Genomic DNA, 24,632 nt, shown 5'->3' with positions numbered 1-24,632 from the left:
CTTATCTGACCCTCGGATCCAAAAGCCCATACAGCAAATCAACAATCATATTGATAAATATAAATAGTGAGGATATTACAATAATACATCCCTGTACCAGCGGGTAGTCTCTGTGAGATACGGCTTCTACCAGCAGCGTGCTCAAACCCGGCCAGTTAAAAAGGTATTCTATAAGAACCGTGCCGCCCATGAGATTGCCGAACTGCAATCCGATGACTGTCACCACCGGAATCAAGGCATTGCGCAATGCGTGCTTATATATCACTGCCCTTCTCCCCAATCCCTTGGCCCTTAAGGTCTGAATATATTCCCTGTTCAGGGTCTCCAGCAAAGAGGACCTTGTCATACGGGCGATAGATGCCGATAATCCAAAGGCTAGTGTAAACGAAGGCAAAATCAATCGAGAAATATGGCCGATTGAATCCTTCGAAAATTTAATATATCCGCTGGCTGGCAGCCACTGAAATTTTATGCAGAAAATTATCACAAATAGAGTTCCAAGCACATATACAGGCAATGATATGCCCAGGGCCGTTGTCGCAGTAACTGCGATGTCGACTATACTTCCTCTCCTTAGCGCTGCAATTATTCCTGCCGTCACACCGATAAATACAGCAAGCACTATGGATATAACGGCAAGTTCTATTGTTCTGGGCAATCTCTGTGAAATATAATTTTCTATTGGTTCATCATTAAAAAGCGAATTTCCGAAATCCAATTTTGCCATATTTTTAAGCCATGCGCTGTATTGTTTTAAGACAGGCTGATCGAGGCCAAGCTTGTGGCGCATTTCGGCAACAGCTACAGGATAGCCTCGACCATCTGGGCACCGCAAGTATATACCGGATCCAGGGCTGCCATAGGGTCCTGAAAAATCATGGAAATAAGTCTTCCCCTGACATCCTGCATCTCCTTCTCTTTTTTTTGCAGAAGGTTTTCCCCTTCAAATAAAATTTCGCCGCCAGTTATCCTTCCTGTTAAAGGAAGCAGCTGCATTATGGATAATGAAGTTACCGTCTTACCGCTCCCGCTTTCCCCAACAATGCCCATGATTTCGCCATAATCCAAAGAAAAACTCACTTTATCAACAGCAGGGAGAACTCCGCTTCTCGTATAAAATTCAGTTCTGAGGTTTTTTATTTCAAGCAGTTTTTTACTCATAGCATTCTCTCCCATTTGCAGGATAAACTTTTCATGTGAGACGTTGCTTTAAACTATATTTGAAATTTAAAGCGGTCTCCCCTCAAAAGAGTTTTGACATACTCCACAGGCCGATTGTCATCCGACAAAACCAGAGCTTTCAATAGGAATAGGGGCTGACCGGGATATATCTGCAAAAGCTTGGCTTCGTATTCATTGGCAATAGTAAGTTCAAGAGTCTTTTTAGATGATGAGGGCACAATTTTATACTTTTCTTTCAGGAATTGATAAAGAGACCCCATATTTATATCAGCTTCCAGAACGCCTGGAAAAGCCGAATAGGATATGAAAGAGTTTTCAAGGACGACAGGTTCTTCATTGGTCAGGCGCAGACGCTCTATGGCTATTACCAATTCGCCTTCTGTAAGTCCGAGATTCTTCCTCACCTCTGAAGAGGCTTCAATGAGCTTTATGCTTATAACACGGGCTCCCGGAATATATCCTTTTGATCTCATCCTGTCGCTAAAACTGCTGACGCTTACCAGTTCCCTTTCGATTTTTGGCGCCGCAACGAATGTCCCTTTACCCTGTTTGCGGCTCAGCAACCCCTCTTTTACCAGATCGGCCAGTGTTCGGCGTATTGTAATGCGGCTCACTTTGTATCTTTCAGCCAGTTCGTTTTCGCTCAGAATCTGGTCTCCAGGTTTTAACTCCCCTTTGTCTATCATTGCCCTGATAATTTCCTTAAGTTGTTGATATAAAGGAGTTGCATCATTGTCTCGAAGCATATCCGATTTCCCCTTTTTTAAAAATTTATTGTAATTATAATACCTGGAAGACCCTTAAAATTCAATATTTAATATATATTATAGCGCTTTCAGCTTACGGCGCCTCTCCATTGTCATTTGTTCATCAATCCGCAAACCATTTCCGCTTCCGCACAATATAACTCCATATTGCTCTGACGCCTTATCTGGGGATACCTTGCCTTCTATTACGTCTTTTTTCACCAATTCCGGTTCGCGTTCGAGAGGATTGCCATACCCGCCTGCTCCGGGTGTCAAAATGCTGATTACATCTCCTTTTTTGAGTTCAATATTTGAACTTTTGGAGCCGATGCGCCTGGAAACTCCGTCCCTTATGTGATAGTAGGCGCCGCATGCCCCTTCACCGGCTCCTTCAAGGCCCCATGGAGCAATTTTCTGACGATCTGCCAGGCCCGAAAATGTAACACCGTCATTGAGAATTCTTATGTCGCGCTGAATTCCCAGACCTCCGCGGTATTTACCGGCACCGCCCGAGTCGGGCCTTAACGCATATCTTTCGACCAGAAGCGGATATTCTATTTCGAGAGCTTCCACCGGGAGGTTCGAAGTATTCGTCATATGAACCTGCACGCCGCTCATGCCGTCGCATCTTTTGCTTGCACCCGAACCGCCAGCAATAGTCTCAAGGTATACGAAAAATGCCTCATTTCTCGGATCAATACCTGAAAATGTAGCAGTGGTCACCGCACTGTTACAGGCTGCTATAACCCTTTCCGGTATGGCTTTTGCCATTGCTCCGAAGATCACATCCACGACCCTTTGACATGTGTCTATCCTCTCTCCTACGGGAGCGGGAGAAATGGCGTTGACAATCGTTCCCTTTGGAGCTATCACCTTAAATGTTCTGTAAATGCCCGCATTTGAAGGTATGTCAGGGTCTATCAACGCCTTCAGAGAGTAAAACACAGTAGCAAGAAGACCGTTAAAAGTTACATTGATCGGCCCTGACACTTGAGGGCTCGTATCGGAAAAATCCAGTATCATGAAACCGTTATCAACCGTAATCTTTACCGATATCTTGACAGGTTCATCATTAATTCCGTCATTGTCCATATAATCCGTAAAGGAATATATACCCGAGGGGACCTTCGCTATGCCCGCACTCAATCTTCTGGCGGCATAATCCTGGAGTTCATACATACATTCTTCAAGTTTGTCGCCATATTTTCTGTATGCTTCTATAACGCGCCTTGCTCCAACTGTATTTGATGCAAACTGCGCCTGAAGATCTCCTTTGCGTTCTTCAGGTGTGCGGCAATTGGTAAGTATGAAATCTATAATTTCACGAATGGGCTTCCCTCCCTGTATGACCTTTATGGGAGGTATTCTTATACCCTCCTGAAATATGCTCACCGCATCACCCGATGTGCTCCCTGGCACCTTTCCACCTACATCGGAATGATGCGCAATATTTGCAACCCACGCTATTGTATTTTTGAAACTTTCCATGTCAAACTTCCCATCCTGAACGGGGATGGTAATCTCATAATTCTGTCGCTTGTATCTTGCGTCAACACTCTTTATATATTGTCTCTTATCTTCCGGAATTTTCTCGGCATCCAAAAATCTCTTCCCTTTTTCTATGAGAGAATCGAATATGCCGTCAATCTCATCCATATTCTCCTCTCTGGCCTGTATTATATGAGTTTTCACATAGTCATACTTTATATCCGCCACCAGCAGGCCGAGAGAACACAATGTGCCTGGTGAAAGGGGGATGAACACCTGACTGATGCCCAGTTCGTTTGCCACTGCGCAGGCATGGAGCGGCCCAGCGCCTCCGAAGGCGACCAGAGTAAACTCCCTGGGGTCATATCCCCTTTCTACGGAAACGATTCTTATGGCTCTGACCATATTAGAGTTCACGACTGCAATGATGCCGGCTGCGGCTTCAATCAAGCTCAGGCCCGTCCTGGAACATATCTTATCCTTTATTACCTCTTCCGAGAGAGAAGGCATTAGTTTCATTTTGCCGTCGAGAATATATTCCGGATTTAATCTGCCCAAAATCACATTCGCATCTGTAACCGTGGGCTCTTTACCTCCCCGGCCGTAACATGCCGGCCCCGGCTCCGCTCCCGCACTTTCCGGGCCCACTTTCAACGCTCCTCCGGCGTCAAGCCAGGCGATACTGCCTCCGCCTGCCCCTACTGTTACAATATCTATCATCGGTATCCTTACAGGGTAGCCGTGAATAACTCTTTCTGAGGTCAGAAGCGGCCTTCCGTTTTCAATAAGGCTCACATCCGCACTGGTGCCCCCCATGTCGAACGTGATTATATTGCCTATTCCACACATGCCTGTAATATATATGGCGCCAACGACACCTGCACTCGGTCCCGATACCGCAGTTCGCACAGGATTTTTTATGGTCTCGGAAATTGAAATGATACTCCCGTTTGACTGCGTTATATATGGGTCTACCTTTATTCCTGCTTCAGCGCATTGGTTGCAACAGTGGTCCCGTGTGCAAGATAATCAACCCGGTCACAGGGTATGTCTTTTTGTTTCAACATCTCCAGTATGCCCGTAACAATTGCCCGGGATGGATCATTTGGATGATTGCGAATCTCATCAATCGTCGGCATTTTGAATTCCTGCATGCTCAAACTTGCTCCTTTCCCTGTGTTGCGTGTTTCGAATCTTTAACTTCTTCATATGCTTCCGGAATGCCATATGAAAGATTATTCACTACAGTAAAATTTTTTATACTGCAGTTTTAACTTGTATTATATTGTAATATTACATTATAATATATTATTCTACGTCATTTTGAAAATTCCTTCTTGATGTTAAAAAAATTTGATTATATAAATATGCATTGACAAGTTTTTGAATTTATGGTATTTTTAAATACATTAATCCAGCAATAACTGTATGCAGGTATCCATTGAATTGTTTTAACAATTTTATAATTAATAAAATAACCATATATTTTTAAAGAAAGGAAGATGCAAATGTTTCAGTGGTCGAAAACCAACGATGTCCTGGGGACAGTAAACAGGGGGAATCCGGCAGAATCCGGCCTGTGCACGCTTTGCAGGGCTGACTGCCAGGGAAAGTGCGAGACCTGGCTTTCCAGTCTTGTGGGAAGAAAAATGCTGTATCCCCGAGACTTCGGCACTGTAACCGCTGGAAGCGGCAACACCATCCATGTGGGAGTATCGTATAACTCGTTGAGGATTTTGGGTTACAATTACGGCGCAGAAGGAATGGTCGAAAATTTATCGAGCTCTCCCGATGACTGCATATTCCCCAATGTGAATATTGAAACCGAATTTGGCGCCTTTGAAAAAACAAAGGCAAGGCTTCCCATCATGACCGGAGCTTTGGGTTCCACTTTCATTGCGGCAAAGTACTGGGATTCACTGGCTATAGGCGCCGCTCTTTCAGGATTTCCGATAGTGATAGGCGAAAATGTGGCGGGCATCGACAAGGATGCCGTCATTGAGAACGGCAAAATTAAAAAGGCGCCGGAACTCGATAGGAGAATAGAAACATATCTGCGCTATTTCGACGGATACGGCGCCATTTTCGTTCAGATGAACGTGGAAGACGCCAGAAACGGCGTGGCGGAATACGTCATTGAAAAATACGGCGATAAAGTCGTGATAGAATTAAAATGGGGCCAGGGTGCAAAATGCATCGGCGGTGAAATCCAGGTAAAGGACATCGATTACGCTGTTTTCCTCAAAAAGCGCGGCTACGTCCTCGACCCGGACCCGGAAAAGCCCGAGATTGTGGAGGGGTATAAAAACGGGGCTATAAAATCCTTTGCAAGGCACAGCAGGCTTGGATATACCAATTTGTCTTCATATGAAGAAGTAAGAGAAGAGTTCATGAAGGCCGTAGAATACCTGAGGAGTATCGGCTACAAGAAAATCACGCTGAAGACCGGCTCCTACGGTATGGAAAACCTGGCCATGGCCATTAAATTTGCAACGGACGCCAACCTTGACCTGCTCACCATAGACGGTTCCGGAGGCGGAACCGGCATGAGCCCGTGGAACATGATGGAGACATGGGGCGTGCCGTCGATACTTTTGCATTCGAAAGCGCATGAGTACGCATCAATCCTTGCAGGAAAGGGCAAAAAAGTCGTAGACATCGCCTTTGCCGGCGGCTTTGCAAGAGAAGACCACATCTTCAAGGCCCTTGCCCTGGGTGCGCCGTTTACAAAGCTGGTTTGCATGGGGCGTGCCCTGATGATACCCGCCTTTGCAGGTTCAAATATCGAAGGGGTGCTGCATCCTGAAAGAAAAGCAAAGGTCAACGGAAACTGGGATTCCCTGCCGATCACCGTTTCCCAACTCGGTCTCAAGGCTGAGGAAATTTTCTCGGGCTATCATGAAGTGAAAAAGAAAGTCGGAGAAGAAGAAATGAAAAACATTCCTTATGGTGCCATTGCCGTATGGACGCTAGCGGACAAGCTCGGAGCTGGACTGCAGCAGCTGATGGCGGGCGCAAGAAAGTTTTCTCTTGCCGCGCTTTCACGGCAGGATATCGCTTCGGCAAACCGGGAGACCGAAAGGGAAACCGGCATACCCTTTATTACTGATATAAAAAATGATATTGCCTTAAATATATTGAATTCCTGAAATAATAGGCCTTCTATAAAGGGAGTCCACAAACTGTCGACAGAACAACTGTCGGCAGTTTTTTTATTCTTGTATTATTTCATTTTGAAAAGATAATTCAATATGAAATATTTTTTTCTTTACAAATTGTAAATAAATCCGCTCAATGCCTGATTTGCCTGATTTATCTCGGTTGGTACAAAAGTTGCTAAATAAACTTTATAAACAAATAAATTATTCAGGAGGAGAGGAAAAATGTTCGACAAAACGAGAGCCTTTATGAAAAAATTAGGTTTGCCGGAGGGAGATCTTTACGATTTGCCAACCTCTACCAAAAAATTCCCCGACGGCGCGGATTACCGTCTGGAAGTTCCAACCATTAACTCTGCAGAAGCCATGAAGGCGCTTCTGGAAGAGGCGGAAAAGCTAGGGATTACCATAAACCGGGTAGACGAGACCTACGGTGCATTTCGCCACACCCTGGCCGAATTGAAAGAATATGTCGCTATAGCCAAGCATTACAAAGTGGAGCTGAACTTGTCCGTAGGGCCCAGAGCCACCTACGACACTAGCGCAACAAGGTTGAGCCAGCAGGGTGTCAGAATCGGATACCGCTTGAGAGGCATGGAGCAGGTAGTCAGGGCCGTCGAAGACGTGAAGAGAATCGCAGAAGTCGGCTGCCGTGGCGTACTCGTTTACGACGAAGGCCTGCTGTGGGTTTTGAATGAGCTTCGCAAGGCCGGAGAGCTACCAAAGAATATGCACTTCAAATGCTCCGCCCATGTCGGCCACGGCAATCCCGCAAGCTTTAAGATGCTGCAGGATTTAGGAGCCAATTCCATAAACCCCGTAAGAGACCTTACATTGCCGATGATAGCAGCATTGAGAGCAACGGTCAATGTACCTATTGACGTGCATACGGACAACCCTCCGGGTTCCGGCGGATTCATCCGCGTGTATGAAGCCCCCGAAATGGTACGCGTGGGCGCCCCCATACACCTTAAGACCGGCAATTCCGTAATCTCAGCTCACGGAGAATTAACTACGGCTCAGAACGGCAGGGATATGGCAAAACAGGCGGCAATCGTAAAGGAAATGGTGGAGAGATATTATCCGCAGGCCGTTCAGAGCAAGGCCGGAACTGAAGACATGGCAATCCCGGAATAACAATATAGCATGCCCCTACTATATCTCATAGTGGGGGCGCTGACTTATATCACGATAATTGATTAAGATTTTTTAAAATCAAAAGTTTTGGTGGTAATTTGATCTGCCATATTATAAAATAATTCTAGCGTAGAAAGTCTCTTTGCTGCTAGAGCTTCCCGACACCTTTGCTCACCTTGCCGCTTGCAGGTGCAGCCCTTGCTTCGTGGAAGTTTGCCGGCAATTGGGCACATGCCTCTGCCAGCCGCAGGGCTCATGCCCTGCTTTTCGCGGCTCAACCTTCGGTGGGTGTTGTTCTCAGCCCTATGTTTTCCCCCGCATTACGGCAATCCTTTATGAAAGGAGAATTGTTGAGAAGTGAGAGAAATCAATGTAAGCGAAATCATTTCTACGGTCGAAAGGCTTTGCATTGAATCCAACATCAAATTACCCGGCGATGTCAGGCATGCTCTGGATGAAGCATTAAAAAAGGAATCGTCCCCCCTCGGTCAGGAAATTTTAAAAGATATCATCAAAAATGCAAAAATCGCTGAAGAAAAGAATATCCCCATATGCCAGGACACCGGATTTGCGGTGGTATTCCTGAAGCTCGGCCAGGATGTCAGAATAACCGGCGGCAATCTAGTGGATGCCATAAATGAAGGAGTAAGGCGCGGATATATAAACGGCTACCTTAGAAAGTCAATAGTCACTGACCCGTTTTTGACCAGAAAAAACACAAAAGACAACACTCCGGCCATAATCCACACCGAAATAGTACCGGGTGACAAAATCAACATAATCCTGGCGCCAAAAGGCGGCGGCAGCGAAAACATGAGCGCTCTCCGCATGCTGAGCCCGGCAGACGGAGTAGAGGGCATAAAAAGATTTGTACTGGAAACAGTGGACAGGGCCGGGTCGAACCCATGCCCTCCGATTGTGGTTGGAATAGGCGTGGGTGGAACCATTGAAGTCGCAACCCTCATAGCAAAGAAGGCGCTGCTTCGTCCCCTGGGCCAGCACCACTCTCAGCCTGAAGTAGCAGACCTTGAAAGGGAATTGTTGAAAGAAATAAACAAACTCGGCATTGGACCTCAGGGATTCGGAGGTACAGTAACCGCCCTTGCGGTGCATATTGAAACATTCCCGGCCCATATTGCCAGCCTTCCTGTTGCCATAAACATTCAATGCCACGTAGCAAGGCATATGGAAGCCGAAATATAAATCAGGTGGTGAGAAAAATGACGAAAATGATTTCAACGCCTTTGACCCTGGAAATGGTGCAGGATTTGAAATGCGGCGACAGGGTCTTGCTAAACGGCATTATATACACCGGCCGCGACGCCGCCCACAAGCGTCTGTTTGAAATGATACAGAAAGGTGAAAAACTACCTTTTGATCTGGATGGTCAGGTCATATATTATGTAGGCCCCTGCCCTGCAAAGCCTGGAGCCGTAATCGGGTCTGCAGGCCCCACCACCAGCGGCCGCATGGACCCGTACACCCCCACATTGCTGCAAAACGGTCTCAAAGGCATGATCGGCAAGGGCTTGCGTTCGCAGGCGGTCGTAGATGCAATAATAAAATACAGGTGCGTGTACTTCGGCGCCATAGGAGGGGCCGGGGCACTGCTCGCCGAGTCGATTAAAGAGGCCGAAGTCCTCGCCTTCCCCGATCTGGGGCCGGAAGCCATATACAGATTAAGGGTGGAGGACTTCCCCGTTACGGTTATAATCGATTCGGAAGGCAACAATCTTTATACAACCGGAAAAGAAAGATACCGGCAACGATGAATATTTTTTATGATTGGTATGTTTTTTAAATATATCGATGAAACTCGTATTCCAGAATAATTTTTATTCCCGATTTTGAACTGAAAAAGGAGGACTTTTAATGGCATTAAGAGATGATGCATTAAAACTTCACAAAGACAACAAAGGCAAACTCGAAGTAATGAGCAAGGTCCCGGTGAAAGACAAGGAAAGCCTGAGCCTGGCATATACTCCCGGCGTGGCGGAACCGTGCAAGGAGATACATGCGGATATAACAAAGGTATATGACTATACCGCAAAGGGCAACATGGTAGCTGTCGTATCAGACGGCACGGCCGTTCTCGGGCTCGGGAACATAGGAGCCAGCGCCGCTATTCCGGTTATGGAAGGCAAATCCATCTTATTCAAGTGTTTTGCAGGCATTGATGCGTTTCCAATATGCATAGATACTACAGATATTGAAAAAATCATCGAAACGGTAACCCTCATAGCGCCGGTATTCGGAGGAATAAACCTCGAGGATATAGCAGCGCCAGCCTGCTTTGAGGTAGAAAATAGGCTTAAAGAAAAACTGTCCATACCCGTTTTCCATGACGACCAGCATGGCACCGCAATAATTGCCCTGGCCGGGCTTTTAAACGCATTGAAGATTGTCAAAAAGAGCCTAGAAGACCTCACAGTGGTGATAAACGGCTCAGGCGCAGCAGGTACTGCGATAGCAAAAATTTTTCTTAAAGCAGGCGTCGGGGATATACTCATGTGCGACCGCAGCGGAATAATTTACAGGGGCAGAACCTCCGGTATGAACTGGGCCAAGGAAGAACTGGCACAAATAACAAACAGAGAAAACCGCCAGGGTACACTTGCAGACGCGTTGAAGGATTCCGACGTGTTTATCGGCGTATCCTCTGCAAAAATAGTGAGCAAAGAAATGGTAAAGAGCATGAAGAAAGACCCCATTATCTTTGCGATGGCCAACCCCGTTCCCGAAATAGACCCGGCAGAAGCCAAAGAAGCTGGAGCCCGCGTGGTAGGGACCGGTAGATCAGACTACCCGAATCAGATAAACAACGTGCTGGCGTTCCCGGGCGTGTTCAGGGGAGCTCTGGATGTCCGGGCCACCCAAATCAATGAAGAAATGAAACTAGCTGCGGCTCATGCATTGGCAGAATTGATTGATGAAAATGAGCTCAGCGAAGATTATATCATTCCAAAACCCTTCGATCCGAGGGTCGCTCCGGCAGTAGCCAAAGCCGTAGCCAAAGCGGCAATGGAAACCGGTGTCGCCAGATTAAAGGTCGACCTCCAGGAAATAGTCAGGAATACTGAGGAACTGGTGAAAAAAGCCAACTCGTATTTCAATTAATAATTAATAATAGAATAAAGAAGACTTGGTTCAGGTGGGGTTCCTGACCACACCTGAACCTTAGTCGCACCCTCGTTATGCTTTTAAAAGCATATCGGTAGTAAGTGTTTTGATCCCATCTGAACCTTAGTTGTACTTATTTCGAGTTTATCGCCGGCAAGCTCCCGCCCGTAGAGGCGCAAGTCTTAGCGGCGACAAGCGAGATCAAAAGGTCTTAACATGGGTAAAAAAGTAATTGTCATCTCTTTAGATGACTTGACATCAAGTTTTCCAAACGCCTAGAAACTACTGAAGGGAAGTGAATTATGATGGTCAGATACAAAGTTTTTATCAACGGTCAGTTTGTGGAGTCAGAATCCGGAAAATATTTTGACGTGGTAAACCCCGCCACGGACGAGGTAATAAGTCAGGCGCCACAATGTTCTGCAAAAGACGTCGAAAATGCTGTATCCGCTTGCAAGGCTGCACAGCAACAATGGAGGAAATTGCCTTCCGCAAAGCGAGCAGAATACTTACAGAAGATAGTGGCAAAAATATTAGACAATGCCGAAAAATTGGGAAAAGTGGTGACCCAAGAACAGGGCAAACCCCTTGTGCAGGCGATTAATGAAGTAAAAAAGGCAGCGGAACGTATGAAGTATAACGCTGAATGGGCTCGCAGAATTGAAGGCGAAATTGTTCCCAGTGATTCGGAAAAAGAAAACATATTCATCTATAAAGAACCTATGGGAGTAGTAGCATGTATTATACCTTGGAATTCCCCCTTCAGCATATTGATCAGAAAAGTGGCGCCAGCCCTTATAACAGGCAATGGTGTAATTATAAAGCCGAGCAGTGAGACACCGAATTGCGCTCTGGAATTTGCAAAAATTGTTGAAGAGGTTGGTCTTCCTAAAGGAATAGTAAATGTGATTACTGGAAAAGGTTCTGAAATCGGTACATCGCTCTGCACGAACCCCGGTGTCAATATGGTAACATTCACCGGGAGCGTGGAAACTGGGTCTCAGATTATGAGATTATGCGCTGAAAACATAACGAAAATTTCTTTGGAACTTGGCGGAAAGGCACCAGCTATAGTAATGGATGATGCAGATCTAGAACTGGCAGCAAGATGCATAGTAGGTTCCAAAATTAGCAATGCCGGCCAGGTGTGCAATTGTGTGGAGCGAGTGTATGTTCACGAGAGCGTGGCAAAAAAATTTACAAGCAAAGTTGTGGATTTGATGAAGAAGGTAACCATCGGTGATGGCCTGATAAACCCCCAGATTAATATGGGCCCTTTAATTAACCACCGAGCTGTCAAATTTGTAGATGAAATGGTGAAAAAAGCGATTGAACAGGGTGCTGTACTTTTAACCGGCGGCAAGGTGCCCGAAAAACTTCAAAAAGGCAGTTTTTACGAACCCACAGTGCTCACAAAATGTAGTCAAGATATGGATATAATGCGCCGTGAGATCTTCGGCCCTGTATTACCTATAATGACATTCAAAACTCTTGATGAAGCTCTAGAACTCGCCAACGATTGCGAATACGGCTTGACGGCCAGTTTATATACCGAAGACATCAAAAAAGCCTTCGAAATAGCAAATAATATCGAATCCGGCGAGCTATACATTAACCGGCAGCAGGGGGAGGCAATCAACGGCTATCATGCTGGCTGGAAGAAGTCGGGCATCGGCGGCGATGATGGAAGGCATGGCATGGAGGAATTTCTGCAGACAAGAGTAGTGTATTTAAAATATCGCTAAAAGGGTGGGAGAATCCCACCCTTTTGACAATAGTCGTTCCTATTTTGTTTTAAAAGCCTAATTTTCAAACGATGTCAGAGCCTATTTCATTAGACTTGGTAAAAAGGTTGCCAATTGGGGGAAGATGATAACTATAATGCAGGCCACTATCAGAGTTATCCAAAATGGAACGACCCCCCGGAACACTTTCATGGGCGGTACTTTCGTGACAGAAGCTGTGACAAGGCTTACAACCCCTACTGGCGGAGTCAGCAGGCCAATATTAAGCATCAGAACGGTCAAAACTCCAAACCAGATTCCATCGTACCCCAATGCTTTTATAATAGGATAAACCACAGGGGTCATGATCGCCAGGATAGCCATGCCATCCATTAAACAACCGAGCACAAAATAAATGAGGAAGATGACAGCCAAAACGAGATAGGGACTAACTTCCATTGTTTTGACAAAATCAGTCATAACCAGAGGTATGCGGCTCAGTGAAAGAAATCGTCCAAACATCAATCCACCAATCAGGATGATGAATGTCATAGCATTAATGCGCGCGGATTGATTCATTGCCTCTATAAAGCCTTTCCAGCTTAGTTTGCGCTGCAGCAGCGGTAAAACCAGGGCTAAAAAAGCGCCCACTGCTCCTGCTTCCGTAGGCGTAAAGGCTCCGATATATATTCCCCCGATACTGATCAGAAAAATTGCAGGTATAACCCATACTTCCCTTATCAATCGCCATGTAAGTTTAGTCTGATTCTCTTCTGAAGCCATTGGAGCCAGTGATGGCTTTCTCAATACCAAAAGGTATACTGTAATCATCAATAAAATGGTAGTAATGATTCCTGGTATAATACCAGCAATCAGACAACCCCCGATGGTCTCTTCCGTGAGTGCACCGTACAGCACCATTGTTGAGCTCGGCGGTATAAGAATGCCAAGCGTCCCGCCAACGGCTGCGCATCCTGCAGCAAGCCCTTCGTCATACTCATACTTGCGCATCTCATCCACCGACACGCTTGCAATGGTCGTAGCTGTAGCAATAGCCGAACCGGAAACAGCGGCGAAAAGGGCGCTTGAGGCAATAGTTGCCATCGCAAGCCCTCCTCGAATGCGGCCCAATAAAGCATCAAACAACTCATACAAAGCGCTGCCCAATCTGGCGTGTGACAGGAACATTCCCATCATGATGAAAAGCGGCATAACGCTGAGCGAATATATTTTCGAATACGCAAAGGCGTCCCCTCCAAGTTTAGCCAGGGCAGCAGCAGGCGAAACAAGCATGCTCGTCCCGATAAAAGAAACAGCAATCATGGCAATAGCTACCGGTACCCGAATTGCTATCATTAAAAGCATTATCAATATACCAATTATGCCGATCATTTCTGGTGTCATGACTTGTTTTCCTTCCTTTCGCTCTTATAAAACTTGATCATATTTGAAAGAATTGCCAGGGAATAACATACAGAACCAAAAGATGCTGCCAGGACCACCGGATAATAAGGTATGCCCAAAACACCGGTTTGATAATCTCCGGCTATCATGCGGCCGGCATATACGTACAACTGCCATGCCATCAAGAGGACAGTAGCAAAGGAAATCAAGCCCGCTGCCATATAGAGAACGAATTGCACAGTCTTTGGCATTAATTTATATGCAGTGTCTATTACGACATGTTCATCGAAGTGTTCTGTATACCCTAATGTCAAATAAACAATCAACACAAGGCTCAATTCAGTGACTTCTATAGTTCCGGGAAGTGGTTTATTAAAAATAAAGCGTCCCGTAATATCAATTATGGTTATAAAAGTTAACAAAAGCATCATAACGGTACTGATGCGGTTGATAATGCAATTGATATAATAGGAAACCTTTTCCACCTGTAAAACCTCCCTGTATGCCAACTATATTAATTTCGGCTGCAAATCAGCAAATAACAAAAAAAGAAAAATCAGCGCTGCAATCGCTATTGGCAACCACAGCGCTCAACACTGCAGTCTCTTATTACAATTAAAAAAACTAGCCGTTTTTTAATCTACCCTATTTAATAGTTATATTTATTGATTGATTTTAAGGTTTATATTCTTTAGCAAGCTTATGAACCAAATCCAGTATCTGCTGACCGGGAAGACCTTTTTCATTTACCCTTTTAAGCCATTCATCAACAATATCTCTGGTTTTGGCTTTCCATTCTTCCCTTTCTTCCGGGGTTATATCATTAATAACAACATTGGATTCTTTGGCCAAGTCTAAGCCTTTTTGATACCCAGCGCTGTAAATATCAGTAGCTTTTCTGTAAATCACCTCTCCAGTAAGACTGGCCAATAACTTCTGGTCTTCAGGAGAAAGGCTGTCCCACTTATCCTTGTTCATGAATATAACCTGAGCGGAATAGAAGGAATTCAAACCGCGGGTGGTATATTTAATAACCTCATTCAACTTATAAGATTGAATAACAGAGGGACCATTGGCCACTCCATCAATAACTCCTCGCTGCAAAGCGTCATATACTTCCGGCATGGCCATACCTACCGGTGTGCCGCCGAATTTTTTGATCATAGATTCCTGAGCCGGTCCGGAAAAACGAATCCGCATTCCTGCCAAATCCTCAGGTTTCTTGACAGGCTTTTTTGTCAATAATTCCCCAGGATCGGTTACCCAAAGACCCAACACTTTGACGTCGCCGTATTCCCTCTGAAAATCCGGGGATTGCTGGAACAACTCCCAAAGCACATAAGATGCCTGAAGAGTAGAATCGAACTGAAATGGCAGTTCTATCACGTCTGTCAGCGGGTACTTACCGGGTGTATATCCCTGCAGCGTCCAGCCCATATCAATAGCTCCATTGGCAACGTCTTCACGGACCGTGGTCGCGCTCGTTACGGCGCCGCCCGCATGAATAGTCAGTGTGATCCGGCCTCCGCTCTTCTCTTTAAGTTCTTCTGCCAAAGGGATCAAAATCTGCTGACTGATTGGATGCTGCGCTGCAAAAGGATGGCCCATTACGATTTCTACCTTTTGTGGCTCTGAGCCAGCCGTAGGTTCCGAGGTTTTCTTGGCGCTACAGCCAGAAATAATCATGGCTAATATTGTTATGACTAAAGCAGCAACTAAAGCAATATTAATTCTTTTTTTGGGCATTAGATTCCCTCCTCTTTTTATATTTGTTTAAAGATTATTTTATTTTAAACATTTATTATAAACATATCATGGTTAGACATGTGCAATATAATAGACTCACATTAAAAGTGATAAGACAAAATTAAGCACATAGTTGTTCATATCTTTCCAATATTCCTCCATTTTAGGGTCTTCAGGAGGATTTTCCATAATCTTTTTCACATCCACCCATGGCGTAAGATACTTTGATAAAGCTTCCTCCATTTTGTTCGACCTCCCTAATAATTGCCATATTTGTAAAGATAATCTATAACCGCATGGTAATTTTCCATATTAACGTCACTCAACCCTATAAGGTTTTTGTCCGCTGAAAACATATAACCGCCCCCCGGAGCCAGAACATCCACCAGTTCTTTAATTTTATCCAGGCATTGTTGTTTTGTCCCGTTTGCCAACAGTGATTGGGGGAAGAAGCCGGTAATGCACATGGTTTTACCCAATTTCTCTTTGGCCAGTTTAGGATCGCCGTATTCCATCTTGGCAATAATTTTCCTGGCGGGAAGTTCCTGCAAATAATCGTAATACCGCGCCCAATCGCCTTCAAAAAAGATATAGAAGCAGTGCCCGGCCTCAGCCAGGGTGGTAATCATTTTTTTAAAGGTTGGCCAGTAAAATCGGGCAAACTGCTGCTCGCGCAGAAATGCCGGCATATGAAGGGGTATGAATATTTGTGATGTTATACCGGGCTTACTCATCATCGCCTTTTTTATCATCAACTGCATGGCTACTTCACAGGCGGCTTCTACTTCCTCGGGATTCCTGCGGATATCGATGGATATCCCGGAAAATCCCCTGATAAAGTCAGCTACAAAATCCATGGGCGCTTCAATCGCTCCTCCTGTGACCATGGGCACACCAAACTTTTCAGCAATAGATGCCTGAATATCTCGGTATTTTGCCATCACTGTGTTATAAACATACATGGCTTTGATCAAGGCCACCATATTATAAGGCTTGGGCTGATCAAGCTCGGTATAGAGTCTGGGAATGACTTTTTCTGTTAAACAACCAAAGGGATTCTCAATAAACTCGCGATATTCATTCGGTTCTAGGCCGTGCACTTCAGGATGCTGCATGTAACCTTTATTGCTCTGGATAAAGGTCTTTGCTCCAAGCACCTTATAAAACTGGGGAGAGCGAAAAGTAAAACTTCTGCAATAATCAAACTCGAAATCTGCAAAGCATTTTTCTATTGCCGACCCTGCCTTATTGATGTCCCATGTGCCTTCAGTTAAAGAGTAACCGGCATATTGAATGCAAAAAGTGGCATCAAAAATAATTTCAATTGGAATTCTATCCGGTTCTTCCAATAGAAAAGCTTTTGTGAACCTTTCCAAACGCGCCTGATATTGATTTTTTTCATCTAATTTCATAACTCACCCACCTGTGCACTTATTTTTTAGTAATCAAAATACAAAGAATCTATTTAAGATATTAACACTTGTAAATAGTTGTATATATATTTATTTCAATAGCAAGAAATATGCCAATTGGCTTGATTTAAGTATTTTGCGGTTTTTCATATTTTTTTGATGCAATTTAAAATTCAATTTGAAATATTGAAATTTCATTTTGAAAACTTGCTGTTTGATTCAATTCTATATTATTTTACTATGTAATAGTAATCTGCTTCCATTTTAAATATAGTAAAATCCCAGCCACCGGTGCGCAAGAAGCTGTCATATACATAGCCGAATATCCGCCATAATTTGCCACAACTCCCAAAAGTATTGAACCAATACCTACTCCCAAGTCAAAGGCAGACATTACTGTGCCATTAACCGCCCCTCTTCTTTCTGGTTCAATTCCCTTAACAGATAAAGCCAAAAGCGTCGGCTGTAAAGAACCATAACCGAACCCAAAAATAATACCCCCTAGAATGAATAAACATATGTTAAAAGCAAATGACAACAACAAATTCGAAACAAACAGCGCCAGCATACTCATCATAATTATAAGCGCTGGACCATTTTTGTCATAATATTTTCCTACTTTAAGTCTAGAAACCATGATAGCAAGAGCATAGGTGAAAAAAAATAAACTAATGTTTTTAATCCCTCTTTCCTCTGCACACAATGCAATAAATGTTATGATTCCACTGTATGGTAAGGCAAGAAAAAACATCATAGTGCTGACTCTTAAAGCCCTTTTATCAAAGAGAGCAGGTTGAGCACTATTGAGTGAATCAATTGAATATTTTTGAAGTTTTAAAGCCTGGCTTACCAGTATAGCAGCTGCTGCCATAACCATAGAAATAGAGAAAACAGCTTTAAAACCATGTGTATCAAGCATTCTTAATCCCAAGGCTGGTGCGACAGCCATCGCAACTGTTGTAAACATCCCGAAATAACTCATGCCCTCTCCTCTGCGCTCAGCAGGGATTAAATCAGTCGCAATTGTATTTGACGATGTCGAACAGGCTGCCCAACCGACCCCGTGGAGCATACGCAAGAGCAATACAAATAAAAAGGAGTGCGCCCAGCAATAACCAAAAGCTGCTATAAATAGGGCTGTAAGGCCCATAAGGTAAATGGTTTTTCTGCCCCGCTGGTCACATTCCCTGCCAACAAAAGGTCGTGCAAAGAGGGCGGCAATTGTAAAACACCCATTAATAGTACCTATAAGTTTCCTATCTATGCCTAAAGATACAACATATAAGGGCAGAACAGGCATAAGTATATGAGAATTGCACCAAAAAAGCAGCGTCGCTATACAGATTATTATGAAGTTTTTAGTCCATAAAGGCATCTTTGATTCAGATCGTATACCCTGTTTTGCCTCCACAATCTGCCCCTCCTAACTCGATAATATTCCTAATTATTATGCAAGCAAGAAACATGCCTTTTAATTTGATATACCTATTTTACGGCTTTTCGTATTGTATTTATAAAATAATAACTTCAATTTGCAATATTTAGATTCCATTTTGAAAAACTCATTCAAGTCTCACTTTAGTCCGATAAATATATGGCTAAAGCAATCGAAAGTATTTTATTATCAATTGTATCCGTCCTTGAGGTCATTACAATCGGCGCCGTTGCTCCCATTATTGCTGCTGCAACCCGCATCTTCGCAAAGTACACCAGGGCTTTTGTTAAAACATTTCCGACCTGCAGGTTTGGAACCAGCAATATATCTGCATTGCCTGCCACTTCGCTATTGATATTTTTATGCCTGGCAGCCTCAATAGAAACAGCGTTATCCAGGGCAAAGGGGCCATCAACAATACAATTCTTTATTTGACCTCTGTCGGCCATTTTGCTCAATATAGCGGCATCCACAGTATCGGGAATATCTGGATTTACTATTTCCAGGCAAGACAATACTGCTACCTTGGGTTTATCTATTCCTAATTTTCTTGCACATTCCACGGCATTCTCTATTATTTGTTTTTTTTGTTCGAGAGTTGGCTGAATGCTTATGACGCAATCGGTAAGCAATTGCAGGCCTTCTCCTTCAATTTTATCATAAACCGAAATCTGACTTATCAGGCTTCCTTTATTAAGACCTGTTTCTTTATTTAATACTGCTTTTAAAAATGTGCTGGTATGCAGCAGACCTTTCATTATCACATTTGCATTTTTTTGCTTAACCAGATTAACTGCCATTTCCGCCGCCAAAGCATGATCATTTATATCAATTATTTCAGCATCAAGCTTAATTCCATTCTGATCGGCAATTTCCATTATCTTTTTCCTGTCGCCTACTAAAATGAAATCTGCAAGATTCATCGCTTTGCATTCTTTTACGATTTTCACCACATCATAATCTTCTGCGGCAGCTATCGCAATGGTTTTTTTATTTTCATTTACAACGTTGGCAATGATCGAATTTATGCTTTTTATCATGCATCATTCCTCCTAATTCGAGCAATTGTGAAATGAGTTCATGAAACCTTGCTTTCTGTATAACAGCATTCTTCATAAATCTTAGCTTGCTCTTGCCCATTTAAAAATCTAAAAACGCCTTCAGCCAGTGCTTCCATTTCGTTCTCGCCCGGGTTCAAGTAAATCGGCGCAATGAAAGATACACGTTCTTTCAGATAATTAACAAAACGCTCCGAATAGGCAAGGCTGCCTGTCAGAGCGATGGCTTCAACATCACCTTTCAAAACGGCGGCAGCGCTTCCGATTTCCTTGGAAACCTGATACGCCATTGCTTCATAGACTTCCCTTGCTTTCTCGTCTCCTTTATCAATTCGCTCTTCCACTTCCTGGCAGTTGTTTGTGCCGAGATAGGCGACCAGGCCGCCTTTTCCTGTCAACATCTGGAGAATCTCCTTCTCAGTATACTTGCCTGAAAAACACAATCTCACCAGATCTGCAGTTGGAAGACTTCCTGCTCTTTCAGGAGAAAAAGGCCCGTCGCCATCCAGAGAATTATTAACGTCAATAACTTTTCCCTTTTCATGAGCTCCTACTGAAATGCCTCCCCCGAGGTGGACCACTATCATATTTATTTCTTCATACTTTTTCCCCAGTTTTTCAGCTATTTTTTTTGCGGTAGCTTTGGAGTTTAATGCATGAAAACTGCTCATTCTTCGTATTATTGGCAATCCCGAATACCTTGCCAAATTGCAGAATTCATCCGTAACCGGCGGATCCACCGTAAGCACCGGAATACCCAGCTCTTTCCCTAAATCCAGGGCAATGGCACAACCTACGTTGGTGGGATGGGTGCCGTATCTTCGGCTTTTCATATCAATGATCATTTTTTCGTCTATAAAATATATTCCACCCGGTATTGGCTTTGTATTGCCTCCCCGGCTGGCAATAGCACAAAGTGAGGTTAGTTCTACATTCCTTTCTTTAAGTTTTTCAAGTATTATATTTTTCCTGTAATCATATTGATCCCATATATCTGAAAATTTTTTTATTTCATCTGCTGAGTGCTTCACCGACTCCTTAAATATCGCTTCGCCATCTTGAAATACCGCTATTTTGGTAGAAGTGGAACCAAGATTTAATACTAAAATTCTTTTTGAAGGCATTGCAATCACCCTTTCTCAATCACTTAATGCAATATCATGTTCTTATCTCGTTTTTCAGAACATAAACATAACTGATTGTGGAATGTAAGTTATTATGAGCAAAGCGACGACCATGGCTATAAAAAACGGTATGAGTTTAGCCGAAATTCTTTGTATGCTTGTATTGCCAACGCTGGAGGTCGTAAACAAGACAACACCAAACGGCGGTGTCATCAGACCTATGGCCAGATTTACGGTCATGATTATGCCAAAATGGACAGGGTTAATTCCTAATTTAGTTATAATGGGCCATAATAAAGGCACTGTAATGACCTGAATAGAGCCACTTTCCAAAAAACTTCCCGCAATTAACAAAATTACGTTGATAATCATCAGAAGCAGGATTGGGCTGTTCGATACGGCCAAAAAGCTTTCCATAATCTGCTGGGGAACTCTTTCAATGGTTAGCACCCATGCGAAAAGAGCCGCATTGGAAATAATGAATAAAATTCTAACTGAAGTTTTAGCGGACATAATAAATACGTTAAGAATATCGTTCCAGGACATTTCTTTGTAAATATATCTGCCGACTACAATGGCATATGCTACTGCCACCACTGCTGATTCTGTTGGCGTAAAAATTCCACCGAATACGCCGCCTATGAGGATTAACGGAGTGCCCAAAGCCCAAATCGCATCTTTGAAGGCGTTCCAGATATTTTTTAAATCAAAGGGAATTTCCTCTCCTTTATAATTCTTTTTCTTGGACATCCAGACGGAAACTATAATCAAAGCTATCCCGGTTATTATACCCGCAGGTATCCCCGCTTTATATAAATCGGATATGGACGTTCCAGAAAGAACACCAATTATTACAAAAGAGATACTGGGCGGGATAATGACGCCAATTGGCGCAGCAGAAGCCACCACTGCAGAGGCAAAATCAGTATCATACCCTCTCTTCACCATAGCCGGTATCATAATACTGCCCAGAGCAGCAGCAGTAGCGACACCACTGCCGGATATTGCTGCAAAAAACATGCAGCCCAAGATCGTAACAACGGCAAGACCGCCTGTGGCATTTCCTATAATAGAGTTGGCCAAACGCACCAGTCTTTTTGCAAGACCGCCTATATTCATGAGATCGCCAGCCAGAACAAAAAAGGGGATAGCTAGGATTGCTGCCATGTCAATACCGGCAAATAATCGCTGTATAATAATTAAAGGTTTGATGCCTGAAGCAAGTATATAGAGGACAGAAGACAAACCCACTGTTACAGCAATTGGAAAGCCGAGAAATAAAAATACAATTGCAGACAATAAAAATATAGTTATCATTTTTCTCCCCCCTTGATGTTCTCGTATATTTTGATTATCAAATGAATTACCATGAATATAGTGCTCAAGGGGATTACAGCATATATAACGCTCATGGGAAGGTTCATAGCAGGAGATTTTTGCGTTTGGGCGAGATTTAAAGTAAGAATTGCGAGGTAAGTTATAATCACATAAAAAATTATTGTAAAAATATATTGAATTAGATGTAGCCATTTTTTTGTATAGGGAAAAATATCTTCTATTAGAGTCATACATATCTGTGAACCTTCTTTAGTTAATACGGCAGCGCCGATATATGTCATACCGATCATTAAATAGCGGACCAATTCTTCCGCCCACGGCAATCCAGTATGAAAAAAATACCTTAATACTACCTGTCCGAAATATAGAACAAACATGGCTATAAAAAATACTGTTACTAAAAACCGGAAGAATTTATCGGATATTTCGCTAATACGGTATAATATACCCATTTAGACATCTCCTTTTCATCCGGATAATTAACTTTGCAAGAATAGGCTGGCAGAATTGATTTTCTGCCAACCTCAACATCTATAAAACCCACTTTTTACTCTAGCTCCTGTATCGCTTTAATATATTTATCGCCATTTTTAGCTATCCAATCATCCACAACCGGTTTCGTCACTTTTGCAAAAGCTTCTCGATCGACGTCATCGTTAATTTCCATGCCTTTTTCCTGCAATTGTTTTATGAAACCAGCCTCACTTTCTCTCTGTAATTTCGTTTGAGTTTCCTGTGCTGCCAAAGCTGCTTCTCTGAATATTTTCTGGTCTTCGGCTGGCATCTTATCCCAGGTAGCCTTGCTTATTGTTACAATTCCCCATGCCGACATGTGCTGGGTTAGAGAGAAATATTTTTGCACTTCATAAAATCTTTCATATACATTAACTGCAGGTGTATTTTCCTGTGCATCGATAGTCTTCTGCTGTAAAGCTGTATAAACCTCTCCCGCTGCCATGGCAATAACTGTTCCTCCAAAAAGTTTAAAGGTGTTTACAAAAACCGGGCTTTCAATAACCCTTATCTTGATGTCTTTCAAATCCTCAGGCACCCTAATGGGGTGTTTAGAATTAGTAATGCTTCTGAAGCCTCGCGGCAAAACTGCCAAATTTATTAAACCAGCTTTCTCTCCCTCCTTCAAAAGTTCTTGCAGCGCATCTGATTTAGCATATCTTTCTATATGGTCCCAGCTTTTAAACACGTACGGCAAGTCTAACACTCCCAAAGCCGGAACAAAGTTTACCATGGGCGAACTGGTTACAACGCCTGCATCAACGTTCCCATACTGCATGGCTTCGATGATTTCCCTGTCACCGCCCAACTGCCTGGCAGGGTATATCTGAATGACGTACCGCCCGTTTGTTCTTTTTTCTACTTCCTGTTTAAATCTTTCAGCCATTAAATTGTATTCGTTTTCCAATGAACCGATATGACCCAGCTTAAGAACTTTTGGTTCCTGTTTACTCTCGGTATTGGCTGCAGAATTACCGGACTGATTATTGGACTCGCCTGGTGATTTAGCTCCAGAACAGGCCGCAGTTAATAAAACCACTAATATCAACAGTACGGACAAATAAACATATTGTTTTTTTCTCATACTTTTCCCTCCCGAAAATTTTGATTGCCGTAAGTCTTTTCTTGAATTTTCACGAGACAGTAAAGAGTTTCCGTGACAGGGACGCTCAACCCAATTTTTTTTGCTTCTCTTGCAACAGCACCATTTAATGAATCAATTTCCGTGGGTCGTTTTGCCAAAATATCCTGAAGCATAGAGCTTTTATGATTAGGATGATTTGCTAATGCATTCTCTACTGCAGCTATTACTCTTTCCTGTTTTGCCCGTATTCCTTTTTTATTGGCAACCATTATCACCTCCTCCACAACTCTTTTTGCCAATTCAACGCCTTCAGGCACAGAGGCAATTCCTCCATTTGTCAAATGCGTAACAGCTCCTATTGAATTTAAAGATACATTAAAGGCTACCTTTTCCCATATGTCACAAAAAATATCAGGCGAAATTTCACAGGGTAAATTAGCTTCATTAAATGTCTCACATACCGTCTCAAGCATAGGGTTAGTTTTGCCGTCGGCTGACATAATTTTTGATTTGCCTTTTCCGATAGAACGAATATGACCCGGCGCTATCATATCGCTGGGATGATTTGTCATGCCGATTATTATTTTTGATAATTGCACGAATTTGTTTATTTTTTCCAGGTTTCCGAGGCCATTCTGAAGCGTTAATATATATGTGTTTTTACCGATTAAATGTCGGATTGATTTCATTGCTTCTTCAGTATGGTAAGTTTTTGTGAAAACCAATATAAGTTCAGCTTTTTCTTCAACTTCGTGGGCATATTTGGCAGGAATTCTTATCCTTTTTGACCCTGTATCCGTTTCTATTACCAGGCCATTGCTGTTGATGGTGTCGATTTGGATTTGTGATACTTCTATCAGTGTCACATCATGGCCATTTAATTTTAGCAAGCCGCCAAATAGGCATCCCATCGCTCCTGCTCCAACCACATATATATTCATTTTTTCACCTGCCAATTGTTAT

At 43.3% G+C, this 24,632-nt stretch carries 21 protein-coding genes and 2 pseudogenes; 6 read left to right on the top strand and 17 right to left on the bottom strand.

The window, feature by feature from the left end; genetic code table 11:
* Window position 1: 1 nt before the first annotated feature.
* From AC6I1H_RS12610 to AC6I1H_RS12590, 5 genes and pseudogenes are all read right to left on the bottom strand, one after another.
* Window positions 2-790, bottom strand: a complete 789-nt coding sequence (locus AC6I1H_RS12610) for an ABC transporter permease (protein ID WP_497737911.1) — start codon at window positions 788-790, stop codon at window positions 2-4.
* A gap of 14 nt (window positions 791-804) precedes the next feature.
* Window positions 805-1,161: pseudogene (locus tag AC6I1H_RS12605) on the bottom strand (ATP-binding cassette domain-containing protein); the annotation flags it as partial.
* A gap of 53 nt (window positions 1,162-1,214) precedes the next feature.
* Complete coding sequence (locus AC6I1H_RS12600; RefSeq protein ID WP_497737910.1) at window positions 1,215-1,928, bottom strand: GntR family transcriptional regulator; 714 nt, start codon at window positions 1,926-1,928, stop codon at window positions 1,215-1,217.
* Between the two features lie 78 nt (window positions 1,929-2,006).
* Window positions 2,007-4,406: pseudogene (locus AC6I1H_RS12595) on the bottom strand (hydantoinase B/oxoprolinase family protein); the annotation flags it as partial.
* Complete coding sequence (locus tag AC6I1H_RS12590; RefSeq protein ID WP_497740788.1) at window positions 4,394-4,555, bottom strand: hydantoinase/oxoprolinase N-terminal domain-containing protein; 162 nt, start codon at window positions 4,553-4,555, stop codon at window positions 4,394-4,396. The pseudogene AC6I1H_RS12595 and the gene AC6I1H_RS12590, both read right to left, overlap by 13 nt.
* Window positions 4,556-4,924: 369 nt before the next feature.
* Between AC6I1H_RS12590 and AC6I1H_RS12585 the strand changes: the two genes are divergently transcribed.
* From AC6I1H_RS12585 to aldA, 6 genes are all read left to right on the top strand, one after another.
* Window positions 4,925-6,565: a glutamate synthase-related protein gene (locus tag AC6I1H_RS12585; RefSeq protein ID WP_497737909.1), complete on the top strand. Its 1,641-nt coding sequence runs from the start codon at window positions 4,925-4,927 to the stop codon at window positions 6,563-6,565.
* A 234-nt stretch (window positions 6,566-6,799) separates the two neighbouring features.
* The gene (locus AC6I1H_RS12580; RefSeq protein WP_497737908.1) at window positions 6,800-7,711 is read left to right on the top strand and encodes a peptidase; all 912 of its coding nucleotides are present in this window, start codon (window positions 6,800-6,802) and stop codon (window positions 7,709-7,711) included.
* A 357-nt stretch (window positions 7,712-8,068) separates the two neighbouring features.
* Window positions 8,069-8,914 carry a fumarate hydratase gene (locus AC6I1H_RS12575; protein ID WP_497737907.1) on the top strand — a complete coding sequence of 282 codons (846 nt, stop codon included), beginning with the start codon at window positions 8,069-8,071 and terminating at the stop codon, window positions 8,912-8,914.
* A 17-nt stretch (window positions 8,915-8,931) separates the two neighbouring features.
* Window positions 8,932-9,483, top strand: a complete 552-nt coding sequence (locus tag AC6I1H_RS12570) for a Fe-S-containing hydro-lyase (RefSeq protein ID WP_497737906.1) — start codon at window positions 8,932-8,934, stop codon at window positions 9,481-9,483.
* Between the two features lie 100 nt (window positions 9,484-9,583).
* The gene (locus AC6I1H_RS12565; protein WP_497737905.1) at window positions 9,584-10,828 is read left to right on the top strand and encodes an NAD(P)-dependent malic enzyme; all 1,245 of its coding nucleotides are present in this window, start codon (window positions 9,584-9,586) and stop codon (window positions 10,826-10,828) included.
* Window positions 10,829-11,133: 305 nt separating this feature from the next.
* On the top strand, window positions 11,134-12,576 hold the full coding sequence (aldA, locus tag AC6I1H_RS12560) for an aldehyde dehydrogenase (protein WP_497737904.1): 1,443 nt from the start codon (window positions 11,134-11,136) through the stop codon (window positions 12,574-12,576).
* 81 nt (window positions 12,577-12,657) lie between these two features.
* On the opposite strand, the gene AC6I1H_RS12555 is transcribed toward aldA, so the two are convergent.
* The 12 genes from AC6I1H_RS12555 to AC6I1H_RS12500 all read right to left on the bottom strand — a co-directional run bounded on the left by AC6I1H_RS12555 (window position 12,658) and on the right by AC6I1H_RS12500 (window position 24,610).
* The gene (locus tag AC6I1H_RS12555) at window positions 12,658-13,959 is read right to left on the bottom strand and encodes a TRAP transporter large permease (RefSeq protein ID WP_497737903.1); all 1,302 of its coding nucleotides are present in this window, start codon (window positions 13,957-13,959) and stop codon (window positions 12,658-12,660) included.
* Window positions 13,956-14,444, bottom strand: a complete 489-nt coding sequence (locus tag AC6I1H_RS12550; protein WP_497737902.1) for a TRAP transporter small permease — start codon at window positions 14,442-14,444, stop codon at window positions 13,956-13,958. Before AC6I1H_RS12550 ends, AC6I1H_RS12555 begins: the two co-directional genes overlap by 4 nt.
* Before the next feature lie 190 nt (window positions 14,445-14,634).
* The gene (locus AC6I1H_RS12545) at window positions 14,635-15,705 is read right to left on the bottom strand and encodes a TRAP transporter substrate-binding protein (protein WP_497737901.1); all 1,071 of its coding nucleotides are present in this window, start codon (window positions 15,703-15,705) and stop codon (window positions 14,635-14,637) included.
* 96 nt (window positions 15,706-15,801) lie between these two features.
* On the bottom strand, window positions 15,802-15,948 hold the full coding sequence (locus AC6I1H_RS12540) for a hypothetical protein (protein WP_497737900.1): 147 nt from the start codon (window positions 15,946-15,948) through the stop codon (window positions 15,802-15,804).
* 14 nt (window positions 15,949-15,962) lie between these two features.
* Window positions 15,963-17,117, bottom strand: coding sequence for a uroporphyrinogen decarboxylase family protein (locus tag AC6I1H_RS12535; RefSeq protein ID WP_497737899.1), 1,155 nt, complete (start codon window positions 17,115-17,117; stop codon window positions 15,963-15,965).
* 238 nt (window positions 17,118-17,355) lie between these two features.
* Window positions 17,356-18,528: an MFS transporter gene (locus AC6I1H_RS12530; protein WP_497737898.1), complete on the bottom strand. Its 1,173-nt coding sequence runs from the start codon at window positions 18,526-18,528 to the stop codon at window positions 17,356-17,358.
* A 167-nt stretch (window positions 18,529-18,695) separates the two neighbouring features.
* Window positions 18,696-19,592, bottom strand: coding sequence for a bifunctional enoyl-CoA hydratase/phosphate acetyltransferase (locus AC6I1H_RS12525; protein WP_497737896.1), 897 nt, complete (start codon window positions 19,590-19,592; stop codon window positions 18,696-18,698).
* Window positions 19,593-19,630: 38 nt separating this feature from the next.
* A complete protein-coding gene (gene buk / locus AC6I1H_RS12520; protein ID WP_497737895.1) occupies window positions 19,631-20,734 on the bottom strand; it encodes a butyrate kinase in 1,104 nt (367 codons plus the stop codon).
* A gap of 54 nt (window positions 20,735-20,788) precedes the next feature.
* Window positions 20,789-22,051, bottom strand: coding sequence for a TRAP transporter large permease (locus AC6I1H_RS12515; protein WP_497737894.1), 1,263 nt, complete (start codon window positions 22,049-22,051; stop codon window positions 20,789-20,791).
* Window positions 22,048-22,524: a TRAP transporter small permease gene (locus tag AC6I1H_RS12510; protein WP_497737893.1), complete on the bottom strand. Its 477-nt coding sequence runs from the start codon at window positions 22,522-22,524 to the stop codon at window positions 22,048-22,050. Before AC6I1H_RS12510 ends, AC6I1H_RS12515 begins: the two co-directional genes overlap by 4 nt.
* Before the next feature lie 95 nt (window positions 22,525-22,619).
* The gene (locus AC6I1H_RS12505; RefSeq protein ID WP_497737892.1) at window positions 22,620-23,669 is read right to left on the bottom strand and encodes a TRAP transporter substrate-binding protein; all 1,050 of its coding nucleotides are present in this window, start codon (window positions 23,667-23,669) and stop codon (window positions 22,620-22,622) included.
* A complete protein-coding gene (locus AC6I1H_RS12500; protein WP_497737891.1) occupies window positions 23,666-24,610 on the bottom strand; it encodes a ketopantoate reductase family protein in 945 nt (314 codons plus the stop codon). Before AC6I1H_RS12500 ends, AC6I1H_RS12505 begins: the two co-directional genes overlap by 4 nt.
* Window positions 24,611-24,632 lie beyond the last annotated feature (22 nt).

Source organism: Biomaibacter sp. TOL (assembly GCF_059717795.1).
The sequence above is the reverse complement of the archived record's forward strand: the minus strand, read 5'-3'. Positions and strand labels throughout refer to the sequence as shown.